The sequence below is a fragment of the Amycolatopsis sp. VS8301801F10 genome (assembly GCF_046195355.1).
In the GTDB taxonomy this organism is placed as follows: Bacteria; Actinomycetota; Actinomycetes; order Mycobacteriales; family Pseudonocardiaceae; genus Amycolatopsis.
In genome coordinates this window covers 6,964,828-6,977,734 of record NZ_CP176065.1, presented here as the reverse complement: position 1 = coordinate 6,977,734, position 12,907 = coordinate 6,964,828, and the positions used below count along the sequence as shown (strand labels likewise).

The window sequence follows — 12,907 nt, the reverse complement described above, 5'->3', positions numbered from 1 at the left end:
GCCGATTCTAGGGGCGGCGCCGGCGCGGGCGCAGCGCCGAAGCGGGTTGCGGCATTCGGGTGATCTCCGCCCCATCCGGGCGAAGTCCGGAATGAGAACCGCCCGTCCGGCGGTGTATACGCTGGAAGCACAGGGCGTCCGGCCCGGCTCCGCGGCGGCAGGGAGGCTCTCATGTCCGGCATCGGTGCGGCGCGGATCGCGCTCAGTGCCGCGGCCGAGCCGTGGGAGGTCCGGATCGGCCGCGACCTCGCCGACCGGCTCGACACCAAACCGCCTTCCCGCTGGTCCCGGCCGGGCGCGGCGGCCGAGGACCTCGCGGACCTGGTCGGCCCGGGCGAGGTGGTGCTGGCCCCGTCGGCGACCCGGCCCTCAGGCGGCGACGTGGTGTGGACGCCGGAGCAGGCGCTGGGCGCGGGCGCGCGCGGGGTGGCGCTGTGGGTCGACGACCTGCCGTACCCGCGCATCGTCGGCGCGATCCCGTACCCGGAGCTGATCGCGGTCGAGCACGCGATGGCCGGGAAACACGCGTGCCTGGTGCTGACCGGCGTCCGGACGACGCTGGTTTTCCGCTACCGCTCGTGGGCGTGGCCCGCGGTGGCGGACCTCGTGACGCACGTGCGGTCGCGCGCGCATCGGCCCGGCGCGGCGGAACCGGCGCACGCGGGCCCTCCGGCGCTCGACTGGGACCGGCTCCCGGCGTCGCCGCTGGTGGCGCTCGGACAGCCCCGGCACGCGCGCTATGTGGGCGCGGAACCGGAACTCCCGCGGCGGTGGCTGTGGCAGCAATCCCGCCCGGCCGCGTTCGTCGTGCTGACGCGGCAGGAGCTGGTCGTGGTCCGGCATGTGCAGGGCAGGCGGCCGTTGACGCACGGGGTGCAGCTGCTGGCGGTGGCGCGAAACCGGATCGCCGGTCTCGGCGGCCGCGGCGATCGGCTGCGCATCGCCGCTCCGGCGGGCCGGTACGAGGCGGATCTGGGCGCCGAGCTGGCGCAGCAGGCGCGGTCGCGGTTCGGGCCGATGCTGCGCGCGGACGGACGGCGAGCGGTGCGGAAGGTCTCGAAGGCTGCTCCGCAAGCCTGACGGAAGTCTGGGAAGGGAACTCTGGGGAATCTGAAACCTGGTGATCGGTTCGGTGCGCCGGTGGTGGCAGCGCACGCCGAGGCCATGACTAACCGCCCAGGTTCCGCCACACCCTCTCCGGGCCGATCCCCGGCGGGTTGTCACAAATCGGGCAGCTGTCCGGTCTTAGCCGACGATCTGGCTGTGCTACTCCCGAGGAGAACCCATGAGCTTGGCCCCTTCCGCCCGTCTCGACGAGGCGGTCCCTTCGCGGTACGCGCTGAAGGTCGGCGACATCGACGTGCTGGTGATCAGCGACGGCGTGCTGCCGATCACCGCCGAAACGCTGGCCACCAACGCCGACCGGGCCGATCTGTCCGCCTGGCTCCGCGAAATGTTCCTGCCGCCGGAGACGATCGACTGGCCGCTGAACGTCGCCGTGGTGCGCAGCGGCGGCCGGACGGTCCTGATCGATTCCGGGCTCGGCGCCGAATTCCCCGGTTTCCCGCGCGCCGGGCAGCTGGCGACGCGGCTCGTCGCGGCCGGGATCGACCCGGCGGCGGTGACCGACGTGGTGCTCACCCACCTGCACATGGACCACATCGGCGGGCTGCTCGTCGAGGGTCTCCGGGGCCGCCTGCGCGAGGACCTGCGGGTCCACCTCGCGTCGGCGGAGGCGGAGTTCTGGCAGGCGCCCGATTTCTCCCGCACCGTCATGCCGGAGCCGATCCCGGAGGTGCTGCGCACGACCGCCGCGCGGTTCCTCGACGTGTACCGCGGCCAGCTGCGGCCGTTCGAGACCGAGCACGAGGTGGCGCCGGGCGTGCGGATCTGCCGGACCGGCGGGCACACTCCCGGCCACAGCATCGTCCGGCTGGAGTCCGGCGGCGACCGGCTGACCTTCGCCGGGGACGCGGTGTTCCAGCCCGGTTTCGACAATCCGGACTGGTACAACGGTTTCGAGCACGACCCCGAGGAATCGGCGCGCGTCCGGATCCGGCTGCTGCGGGAGCTGGCGGCCAGCGGCGAGCAGCTGGTGGCCACGCACCTGCCGTTCCCGTCGGTCTGCCACGTGGCGGTGGCGGGCAACGCGTTCCGCTTCGTGCCGACGGTGTGGGACTACTGACCGCGTTCCCCGGGTGCGTTCTCGCACCCGGGGTTCCGTCGCGGCTACTGCACCGCGTGCTCTTGTGGTAAGCAAGCGGGCTATGCGCGGAAAGATGATGCGCGGCCTGACGGTCGCCGCGATGAGCCTGCTGACCTGTCTCGTCGCCGCACCGCCGGCGCCGGCCGCACCGGAGCCGAAGGCGCCGCCGGAATTCGTCGCCCTGCGCGACATCGATCCGACCATCGTGCAGGAAATCCGGTACCGCACGCCGCACAACTTCACCGGCGCGCCGGTCGACGGCTACCGGCAGCCGATGTGCATCCTCACGCGGGACGCCGCCGTCGCCCTGCACAAGGCGCAGCTGTCGTTCCTGCGCCAGGGCTACACGCTGAAGGTCTACGACTGCTACCGGCCGCAGCGCGCGGTCGACACCTTCGTGCGCTGGGCCGAAAACCTGTCCGACCTGCGGATGAAAGCCGAGTTCTACCCGCGCGTGGACAAGGACCGGCTTTTCGCGGACGGCTACATCGCCGCGAAATCCGGGCACAGCCGGGGGAGCACGGTCGACCTGACGCTCGTCCGCCTTCCGGCGCTCCCGACGCGGCCGTATCGTCCGGGCGAACCGCTGACGCCTTGCTACGGCCCGAAAGCCGAACGATTCCCGGACAACTCGCTCGACATGGGCACCGGATTCGACTGCTTCGACACTCTCGCGCACACGCTCGACCCGCGGATCGCCGGCAAGCAGCGGGAGAACCGGATGCTCCTGCTGCACGGGCTGGAGCGGGCCGGATTCAAGAACCTGCCCGAGGAATGGTGGCACTACACGTTCAAGCCGGAGATGTTCCCGGACACCTATTTCGACTTCCCGGTCTCGCGGCGTTCGCTGAGCTGCCGTCCGTTCTAGGGCACTGGGCGACCGGCTTCGCGGCGGCAGCTGGAAAAGCGATTCCCCGGACCTTTCCGGACGACTTCGTCAAGCTCGCGATCATGACGACCGGCCTGGGGTTCGACGACTTCGAGTGGGGCGTGTGGGTGTCGCTCAGCGAAGCCAGCTCCTCACGCGTCACCGAACTGTGGGAGGACTCCGCCCGGGTCGGCGAACCGCCGTATTTCGCGGTCGAACAGCGGAACGGCATCGACCGGGCCCGGGTGCGGGAGATCGCCGAGCTGCTCCGGCATCCCGGGCGGTAGCCGCCTCAGCCCTTCCGCAGGTTCCGGCGCACCAGCGGCCAGAACGCCGCGATCACGGCCAGCGACACGATGCTGGTCCAGACCTGGGTGCGGGCGGAGTCGTCGGTCAGCAGCATCACGACGACGATCGCCACGACGCCGGCGACGGTCAGGATGCCGAGCCACGGGTGCAGCCACATCTTGAGCTTCAGCCCGGCGCGTTCCTCCGGCGTCATCTTCTGCCGCATCCGCATCTGGGTGAACGCGATGAACGAGTACACGAAGAGCGCGACCAGGCCCGCGGAGTTCATGATGAAGTCGAAGATGCCGGAGTCGGGCGCGACGAAGTTGACGAAGACCGCGAGGTACCCGCCGACCGTGCAAGCCACCACCGCGACGACCGGCACGCCGGACTTGTTCTTCCGGGCCACCGCGCGCGGGGCGAGCCGTTTCTCGCCGAGCGCGGAGAACATCCGCCCGGCGGAATAAAGCCCGGAATTGAGCACCGAACACGCGGCGGTGAGCACCACCGCGTTCATCACCAGACCGGCTCCGGGCAGCCCGAACAACGTGAAGGCGTGCGCGAACGGCCCCTCCTGCTTGGGATTCGGCAGCTGGTCCCACGGGACGATCGTGACGATCAGCAGCACCCCGCCGACGAAGAACAGCAGGATCCGCCAGATCACCGTGACGACGGCCTGGCGCACGCCCTTGGCCGGGTCCTCGGATTCGGCCGCGGCCATCACCGCGATCTCGGTGCCGAAGTAGGAGAAAATCACGATCGCGACGCCGCTGAGCACCGGCCACCAGCCGTGCGGCGCGAACCCGCCGTGCTGCCAGAGGTTCGGGATCGAAAAGCTCGCCTTCGGCCAGAGCCCGAGCGCGAACAGCGCGCCGACGGCGAGGAACACGACGATCGCGGCGACCTTGATGCTCGCCAGCCAGTACTCGACCTCGCCGAACGACCGCGCCGACACCAGGTTCGTCGCGGTGAAGAACAGCAGCAGCACGACGGAAAACGCCCACTGCGGCACGTCCGGGAACCACCCGCCGAGCACCGACCCGCCGACGACCGCCTCGAACGCGATCACGCCGATCCAGTAGTACCAGTACAGCCACCCGACGAGATACCCCGCCCACTCGCCGAGCCCGGCCCGGGCGTACTCCATGAACGACCCGATCGCCGGCCGCGCCGCCGCCATCTCCCCGAGCATCCGCATCGCGAGGAAGACGAGCAGCCCGCCGAGGAGATAGGAGACGACGGCCGCGGGCCCGACGGACCGCACGACGTTGCCGGAGCCGACGAAGAGGCTGGCCCCGATGATCCCGCCGAGGGCGATCATGGTGATGTGCCGGGAGCGGAGCTTTGAGGGGCTGCTCTTGGGCGGGGTTGCGGCGGCTTCGGTTGGGGTGGTGGGGGTTGCGGCGGCTTCGGTTGGGGTGGCGGGGGCTGCGGCTGCTTCGGTTGCGGTGGCGGGGGTTGTGGCTGCTTCGGCTGAGGTGGTGGGGCCTGTGGCTGCTTCGAATGGGGTGGTGGGGGGTGGGGTTGCGTCGGCGGGGGTCGGGTTGTGTGCGGTCGCTCCGCCACCGGCCACCTCGCCCGGAGCGCTCGTGCGCGGGATCGGTTCGCCGGGGGCCGCTTCGCTCGCGGTTGTTCGGCCTGCGGTCGCGCGGGCGGTGGCTTTGTCCACCGCCGAATCTGCCGAGGTTGTCTCGCGTGCGGCCGCTTCGCCCGGGGCAGTTGTGCGTGCGGTCGTTTCGTCCGGGGTCGCCGTGCGGGCGGTTGCCTCGGCCGGTGTCGCGTCGCCTGCGGTGGCCTCGCTCCGGGTCGCCTCGTCGGGGGAGTCCGGGTTTCCCTGGCCCTGCCCGGTGATCCGATCAGCCATCGATCGATCTTCCTCTCGTCCGGCCGTGCTGTCCCGCGGCTGGCCCGGCCGACAACGATGCCGGAACCGGGCCTCGCTGACGCGGGACAGTCTGCGGCCGCCGGGTCCGTCGAGGCTAGGGGCGGGCGGCGGAGGATGCCGGACGGAACAGTTGTCGATCATCCGAATGGAGCAGTGAAACCCTGCCGTGAATGCCGGATTTGTCTGGTGTTAGCCAGGCGGGCTGCGGAATCCGTCGTTCAGGCTCGCTCGAAGTCGCGCAGTGTCTCGGTGATCTGGTGCCTCGTGCTCGCCGCGACGCGGGGATTCGTTGCCGCGTAAGCGGTGTAGGCGTTGAGGCCGGTGCTCAACGCGTAACCGCGGCCGCGGGTCCAGGTGTCCTCGTCGAGGCCCGCCTCGGCGCGGAAGATCTCGCGAGCCGGAGACGGGAGGAGGGTCCACGCGATCAGCGCGTCGCAGGCCGGGTCGCCGACCCCGAGTCCGCCGAAGTCGAGGACTGCGCTGACTTCGCCGTCGTTCAGCAGCAGGTTGCCGGGGTGCAGGTCGCCGTGCACCCACACCGGCGGATGCGGCCACGGCGGCGCCGCGAGCGCGGCGTCCCAGATCGCGGTGAGCGCGGAGCTGTCGAAAACGTCGGCGGTCCCGGCGATCGCGATCCGGGTGTCGGCGTCCCGGCGGGCCAGCGGCGCGCCGATGAACCCGTTGTGCGGCCCCGCGGCGAGCGACGGGTCGGCGGGGATCCGGTGGAGTGCTGCGACGAACCGCGCCAGTTCCGCCGCGGTTCGGTCCGGGTGGGCGAGTCCGCCGATCTCCGGCGGCGAGCCCGTCAGCCAGCGCGACACCGACCACTGCCACGGATACCCTTCGCCCGGCGAGCCGAGCGCGACGGGCTCGGGAATCGCCAACGGCAGGTGCGGCGCGAGCCGGGGGAGCCAGCGGGATTCCTTCTCCGGCTGCTCCGCTGCCCATTCGCCGCGCGGCAGGCGCACGGACAATTCGTCGCCGAGCCGGTAGATGACGTTGTCCGACCCGGCAGGGTCGAGCCGCGACAGCGGGAGAGCCGCCAGTTCGGGCAGCTGGGCGGCGAGGAGACGCTTGACCAAGGCCGCGTCGGCGGAGTGGGTGGTCGGCAAAGGCGAATCTCTCGGGGAAAGGTCCGGAATGTTCGCCTTGATCAGACCACGCAACGCCGTGCTCGTCCAACGGTTTTCGCTCTTCCGGGCAGGTCGGCCAGCGTGGAAGGTCAGTGCGGCTGGGAAAGGTCGCCCGGGCGGAAGGCTTCCACCGTAATGCTCACCGGCCCGTCGAGTTCGGTTTTGTGTTCTCGGGGGTAGACCCAGCGCAGCGCGGCTGTCGACCCGGTTCCGGTATAGCCTCGTTCGTAGAAGATCTTGCCGTCGCTTTGGTAGCCGGAAATCGAGTAGTGGTCGCCTTCGTCCTTGCGGTAGGTCACTCGCCCGCCGGTTGATTCTTCCTTGGCCGCCGCGTCGGCCAATGCTGCCGCGGTGGTGCCGCCCGAGTTGGTGCCCCATACGGTCAAAGTCGCGTCGAGGGACGGGTTGGCGAACGTCATTCCGTCGCCGTTTTCCGGCTGGTAGGAAGCGGCGGTGTAGCCCTCGGGGACGCGCGTGGTGAAGCCGAACCGCGGGTTGGTGTAGGTGTTGCTGACGGCCGGAGCGGTCGACGAAGACGGCGGTGCGGAAGGCGTGGTGGCGCCCAGCATTGCCACGAATTTCGGCTGGAGCAGGTCGGCGATTTCACCGTATGGAACCGTCACGGTTTCTTTTCCGGCGGCGGTGACGCAGCCCAGGTCGTACCACAGGATTTCGAATTCGGCCCCGGCCTTGGTGAATCCGAGCGACGCCGCCGGGACGTGGCCGCGGTCCGGGGTTCGGTCGGCGGCGTCGATGGTGGATTTCCGGCCTGCCTCGGCGAAGGAGGACAGCTCGCAGAAACCGTTTTTGGTGTGCGGTTCGATGCGTTCGGTGAGTGTTTTCATGCCAGCGGCGGTGAGTGTTTCGGGCCGGAAGATGTCCTTCGGGCCGAGTGCGTTTCCGGTGGTGAGGTCGACGGTGACGGTTTCCGCGAAGCGCCACGTGGTGTGCCACAGCACCTTCGAGTCGAGATCGTGGTCGTACCGTACGGAAAGCAGGCTCGGGGTCTGCAGCAGGATCCGCGCGGTCGATCGCGCGGCGGGGGTTTCCCCGGCTTCGGTGAACAGCTGCTGCCACTCCGGATTGGCGCGGGCGTCGCGGATGGCTTTCAGGCGTTTGTCGATCGGAGCGCGCAAAGAATCGTTGGTGCGTTTCCGCACCGCGGCATCCGGTCCGCCGGACACTTGCGGGTATTGCAGACTAAAGGAGACCGGGAGGGTTTGGTCGCGGCCGGAATCGGTGTGGATCGCTACTGTGAGGGCCGCGGGCGCCGGCGGATCGTCTTGTCGGTTGAAGACCAGGATTCCGCCGGTGACCAGTGCGCCGACCACCACCAGCACCGCGACGACCTTGCCGGCGATGACCGCGGTCGCTCCGGCTCCGGTGCCGGCGGCGGGCACCCCGGCCGCGACGGCTCCGGCCCCGGCTCCGACGGGCGCGGCGGCGGTGCCGGCGGTGGTCAGCAGGGCCAGCGGGGTGAGCGCGGTCAGGGCGGCGGCCGAGGCGGCCAGGCGCTTCCAGCCGCGTTTCTCCCAGTCCTTTCCGTACGCCTGGCGGGCGACGGTTTCCAGTTCGGACACGAAAGCGTCCGCTGTGGACGGTCGCCACGCCGGGTCTTTGGCCATGCCGCGCGCGATCAGCGGACGCAGCTTTTCAGGCACCGCGTCGAGCGGCACGGGCGCCATCTGGTGCAGCGAACGCAATTCCTCGGTGGTGGTGGCCTCGAACGGCTGGTGCCCGGTGATGCATTGGTAGAACACGCAAGTGGCGGCGTACACGTCGGTGGCGGGCCGACCCGGTTGCCCGGCCCATTGCTCGGGCGCCATGTACGACGGGGAACCGGCGGTCAGTCCATTATGTCCGTCCAAAGTGGCCAGTCCGAAGTCGACCAGTTTCGATTGGCCTTCCCGCGACACCAGCACGTTTCCCGGTTTGTAGTCGCGGTGCACGACCCCGGCGGCGTGCGCGGCGGCGAGACCGAGCAGTGAACCCTTGAGAACGGCCAGCGCGGATTCCGGGGCGAGGACGTTTTCGGTCGCCAGGAGCGCGCGCAGGGACACGCCGGGCACGGCCTCCATCACCAGGGCGGCACCGTGCGGCGTCTCGACGAAATCGAACAGCTGCACCACGTGCGGGCTTCGGACGCCGGACAGCAGCCACGCCTCGCGCCGGAACGCGGCGGCGATGTCCGGGTCGGCGAGGTACTCCGCGAGCAGGTACTTGATCGCGGCCATCCGGCCGGATTCCTGGTGCTTGGCCAGCACGACGCGGCCGAAGCCGCCGACGCCGAGCACGTCGACCTCGGTGAACCCGGGCACTTGCCAGTCGCTCATCCCCGCCGCTTCCCCTCTCCGCGAGGCCGGTCGCGGTCGGCGAGATCGTACTCCGCGACTGTGGCATCCGGGGCGGAGTTGTCACATTTGTGCCCGGCCGAGGGACGGCGGTTCCGGGTCGGGGGCATCCTGGCCGCTCAGCAGGCGCAGTCCCGGCTCGGTGGTGCGGTAGAGGACCTCGCGGCCGGACCGCTGCCCGGCGACCAGGCCGCTGTCGCGTAAGACCCGGAGGTGCTGCGAAACCGCGCTCGGCGACACGCGCAGAGCTTCGGCCAGGCCGGTGGTCGTGGCGGGGGAGCGCAGGGTTTCGAGCAGCTCGGCGCGGCGGCGGCCCAGGAGACGGACCGCGGGTTCGGCGGGACGGCGCTCGGCGGCTGTCCACAATGCACCGCTGCCCCGGGCCGGATAGCGGATCGTGGTCTGGGTGGTGGTGTGCAGTTTGATCACCACCCACGACGGACCGAGCACGACGGGGGAGAGCACCAGCCCGCCGGAAGGACGACCGGGCGACGGGCGCTGGTCGCCGTCGAGAGTGAGCCGGCCGTGGTGCCAGTTCAGTCCGGCGTGCAGACCGGTGAACAGGTGGCCCGCGCCGCCGTCGGCCCACTGTCTGGCGCGGTAGGCGATGTCGGCGTCGAGGACGGCGCGCAGCCGGGCCCAATGCGGGGCGATCAGGCGGTCGTGCGCCTGGCGGAGTTCGGCGGCGACGGCCCGGAGCCCGGCCGCGGGGTCGGCGGCGAGTGCCCTGGCCGGGGCGGGCAGGTCGGCGCCGAAAACGCCGCGCAGGCTCCGCCGGACCTGGCTCGGGGTCGTCCGGCGCAGCGCGGCGAGCGCCTCGTCGATCGTGCTCGCCGCGCGGGCCGGGGCGGGCAGCAGGAACTGCGGCCAGCTGGTCCGCCGGGTGACGAGCAACGGCCAGGTCCAGGACAGGTCCAGCGGACGCACGGCGAGTTCGGCGGCGGCCCAGCGAGTCCAGCGTGCGTGGCGCGCCCGGCCCCAGCAGCCGGCCAGGGCCTGCAGACCGGAGACGGTTTCGGACAGCGGCGACACGGCGAGCCTGGTCCTGGCGAGGTCGTCGGTGCTCAGGGCGAGGGTCAGCGGCACGTCGCGATTATGCGGCAGTTGGTCGTGGTGCGGGAGGTTGCCGGGTGGGTGGGTGCTCCGCGGGGCGGTCAGGGTGGTGGCTGGCTTGCCGGTGCGGCCGAACCAGCGGCCTAGGTCTTGCTGGTCGTCGCTGGTTCAGGCGACGTATTCGGTTCGGGCAGCGGTGACACGGCGAGCCTGGTTGCGGCCAGGTCGTCGGTGCTGAGCGGGACGTCGCGATTATGCGGCAGCTGGTCGTTGTGCGGGAGCTTGCCGGATGGGTGGGTGCTGCCCGGGGTGGTCAGGGTGGCGGCTGGTCTGCCGGTGCGGCGGGGCGGCCGAACCAGCGGGCGAGCTGGTGGTTCAGGTCGTGCTGGTCATCGCCGATCCAGGCGACGTATCCGTCGGGGCGCAGCAGGACGGCCGGCGCGTCCAGGGCGGCGGCGGAGTCCGCCAGGAGGTCGACCCGGTCCGCCCAGCCGTTGACGGCCAGCCGTTCGGTGCGGTCTAGCACCAGGCCGCGGCCGCGGTGCGAGTGGTCGAAGAGGCGGCCCTGTTTCAGGGCGAGGTCGGGCAGGCGGCGGCCGAGCAGGTCGGGGCCTTCGCCGAAGTCGTAGCGGAGGTCGATCGCGGTGATTTTCCCGATCAGGCGGCGGTTGACCTCGTCGAGGTCCATCAGCTCGGCGAGCAGCCGCCGCACGGCCCGCGGTCCCGGCTCGGCGGACGACAGTTCCATCTGCGCGCGGGTGTTGTCGAGAACGTCCGCGGCGACCGGGCGGCGTTCGGCCGGATAGGTGTCCAGCAGCGGGTCCGGAGCCCAGCCGCGGACCTGGGCGGCCAGCTTCCAGCCGAGGTTGAACGCGTCCTGCACGCCCAGGTTGAGGCCCTGCCCGCCGGCCGGCGGATGGAGATGCGCGGCGTCGCCGGCCAGCAGCACCCGGCCGACGCGGTACCGGTCGGCCAGCCGGGTGGCGTCGCCGAAGCGGGACAGCCAGCGCGGCGAGTGCACGCCGAAATCGGTGCCGGCGACGGCGCGCAGTCGTTCTTGGAAGTCTTCGAGAACGGGTGGTTCGGCGCTGAGTCCGGCGGCGGGGACCAAGACGCGATAGATCCCATCTTCGACCGGACTCAGCAGGAACCGCTTGTCGGCCGCCCGGATCTCGGCCACCTTGGCGGCGATCTCCTCCGGCGGCGCGGTCGCGGCCATCTCGCCCATCAGGGTCTCGTTCCGCGAGGGTTCGCCCGGGAAGCCGACGCCGAGCAGTTTGCGCACGATGCTGCGCGCGCCGTCGCAGCCGACGAGGTACTGCGATCGCACCCGTTCCCCGTCGGCCAGTTCGACGGTCACCCCGTCCTCGTCCTGCTCGAAACCGGTGACCGGGCATCCGTGCCGGATCTCGGCGCCCAGCGCCATCGCGTGGTCTTCGAGCAGGCGGACGACGACCGGCTGCGGGATGCCCAGCAGGTAAGCGGACGCGAGGTCTTCCGGCGCGGGTTTGGCGATGCCGGCGAAGATGCCGCCTACCGGACGCCGCCGTCCGCGGTCGAGGAACGGCTGCAGCAGCCCGCGCATCGCGAGTTGTTCGAGGCTGCGGATGTGCAGGCTGACGATCCGCGCGAGCGGGAGGGGCTCGGTTTCCCTTTCCAGGACGAGAACCCGCACGCCGTGCAGCCGGAGTTCGGCGGCCAGCGTCGCGCCGGTCGGACCGCATCCGGCGATGACGACGTCGATCATGAACCACCTGTTCGTCCAGCCACCGCCCCGGGCCTGTCAGTCTGCGGCGCCCGGGTTCGCCCGGCAACCGGATATTCGCCCGCCCGGCCTTCGCCAACGCTGCCGGGCGGGCGGCGGTGCTCAGGGGAAGATGACGTCCGAGCAGGAGTAGAAGGCCTCGCCGGAGTCGGGCCAGTGGCGTTGCCAGATCGAGTAGATCAGGTGCCTGCCGCTGCGTCCGCCGGGCAGGTTGGCCTGGAGCTGGTAGGCGTTGCCGGCGATCGGCGGGTTGTCCTGCTTGTAGAACGGGGTGTCCTCGAGGTCGGACCACTTGAGCGGTTTCGTCGGGTCGTAGCCCGGTTTGGTGACGTACAGCTCGAAGGTGCCCTCGTGCGCGGCGGTCAGCTGGTACTGGAAGGTGTACGGGCCGCTGCCCGGCAGCGTGGTGACCGGCCAGTCGTCGCGGGCGAGGTCGAGCCCCTTGTACTTGTCGCGGCCGGCGCTGCACAGCTTGCCGTCCGGGATGATCTCGCGGCTGCGGCCGCTGGCGTCCCCGATGTTGACCTCGTCCCAGTCGTAGATCGGCCAGCTGTCGCCGACCGCGACGGCGGCCTTGCACGCGGCGGACTGCGGATTCTCCGGACCCTCCTGGAAACACTGCATGATCCGGCTGATCGGAGTGCCCATCGAACCGTGCGCGAGAGCGGGAACGGCGGTGACCGCCGAGGCGGCGCCGAACACGGCGGTCAGGATCGCGACCTTGACGGCGGAGCGGGAGAACTTCATCGCGGGCTTCCTCTCCTGAGAGGTCTAGACCATGCCACGGTAGGCGGGCCGGGGCGCGGGGGTGTAGGCCCGAAAGTCGGGCACGGGGGATTTCGCGCTTGCTGCGATCGCGTCGGTGTCCGGGGATTGGTGGGGCCGGGGTGGTCGGGGTTGGTTGTTCGTGTTCGCCGGGCGGATGGGCGGTGTGGCCTGGCTGGTTGTTCGTGCTCGCCGGGGTGGATGCGGGCGTGGGGCGGGGTGGCCTAGCTGGTCGTTCCTGCTCGCCGGGCGGATGGGATAGGGGGTGGTGTTGCTTGGGTTTGTCGGTCATGCGCGCCAAGGTAGTGCGGGGCGGTGTGGCCGGGCTTGTCGTTTCTGTGCGCCAGGGGGTGCGGATCGGCGTGGTCTGGGCCTGCCGCTCCCGCGCGCGGAGCGGGCGGGGTGCGGGACGGAGTGGCCTGGGCTAGTCGGTCTTGTGCGTCAAGCGGTTGCGGGGCGGGGGGCGTGGCGTGGCGAGGTCGTTCCTGCGCGTGAACCAGTTGCGGCGTCCGGAGCGGCGTGGTCGCACGCGTGGATCGGTTGTGGGGTGCAGAGCGGTGTGCCCAGGCTGGTCGCTTCTGCGCGCCAAGTGA

Annotated in this window: 10 protein-coding genes; 4 read left to right on the top strand and 6 right to left on the bottom strand. The window is 70.9% G+C overall.

What is annotated here, in order from left to right:
- Window positions 1-171: 171 nt before the first annotated feature.
- From F9C11_RS31915 to F9C11_RS31900, 4 genes are all read left to right on the top strand, one after another.
- Window positions 172-1,080 (top strand): hypothetical protein, encoded by a 909-nt coding sequence (locus F9C11_RS31915; protein ID WP_409181067.1) that lies wholly within the window; start codon window positions 172-174, stop codon window positions 1,078-1,080.
- Between the two features lie 205 nt (window positions 1,081-1,285).
- Window positions 1,286-2,185, top strand: coding sequence for an MBL fold metallo-hydrolase (locus F9C11_RS31910; RefSeq protein ID WP_409181066.1), 900 nt, complete (start codon window positions 1,286-1,288; stop codon window positions 2,183-2,185).
- 82 nt (window positions 2,186-2,267) lie between these two features.
- On the top strand, window positions 2,268-3,074 hold the full coding sequence (locus F9C11_RS31905; protein ID WP_409181065.1) for a M15 family metallopeptidase: 807 nt from the start codon (window positions 2,268-2,270) through the stop codon (window positions 3,072-3,074).
- 83 nt (window positions 3,075-3,157) lie between these two features.
- Window positions 3,158-3,361, top strand: a complete 204-nt coding sequence (locus F9C11_RS31900) for a DUF2199 domain-containing protein (protein ID WP_409181064.1) — start codon at window positions 3,158-3,160, stop codon at window positions 3,359-3,361.
- Window positions 3,362-3,366: 5 nt separating this feature from the next.
- On the opposite strand, the gene F9C11_RS31895 is transcribed toward F9C11_RS31900, so the two are convergent.
- The 6 genes from F9C11_RS31895 to F9C11_RS31870 form a co-directional block, all read right to left on the bottom strand.
- Window positions 3,367-4,683, bottom strand: a complete 1,317-nt coding sequence (locus F9C11_RS31895) for an amino acid permease (RefSeq protein ID WP_409181063.1) — start codon at window positions 4,681-4,683, stop codon at window positions 3,367-3,369.
- Window positions 4,684-5,465: 782 nt separating this feature from the next.
- Window positions 5,466-6,359 carry an aminoglycoside phosphotransferase family protein gene (locus F9C11_RS31890; RefSeq protein ID WP_409181062.1) on the bottom strand — a complete coding sequence of 298 codons (894 nt, stop codon included), beginning with the start codon at window positions 6,357-6,359 and terminating at the stop codon, window positions 5,466-5,468.
- 110 nt (window positions 6,360-6,469) lie between these two features.
- Window positions 6,470-8,713, bottom strand: a complete 2,244-nt coding sequence (locus tag F9C11_RS31885) for a serine/threonine-protein kinase (RefSeq protein WP_409181061.1) — start codon at window positions 8,711-8,713, stop codon at window positions 6,470-6,472.
- Between the two features lie 81 nt (window positions 8,714-8,794).
- Complete coding sequence (locus tag F9C11_RS31880) at window positions 8,795-9,817, bottom strand: ArsR/SmtB family transcription factor (RefSeq protein ID WP_409181060.1); 1,023 nt, start codon at window positions 9,815-9,817, stop codon at window positions 8,795-8,797.
- Window positions 9,818-10,097: 280 nt separating this feature from the next.
- Entirely contained in the window at window positions 10,098-11,531 is a 1,434-nt protein-coding gene (locus F9C11_RS31875; protein ID WP_409181059.1) for an FAD-dependent oxidoreductase, read from the bottom strand.
- Window positions 11,532-11,651: 120 nt separating this feature from the next.
- Window positions 11,652-12,296 (bottom strand): lytic polysaccharide monooxygenase, encoded by a 645-nt coding sequence (locus F9C11_RS31870; protein ID WP_409181058.1) that lies wholly within the window; start codon window positions 12,294-12,296, stop codon window positions 11,652-11,654.
- Between the last annotated feature and the right edge of the window lie 611 nt (window positions 12,297-12,907).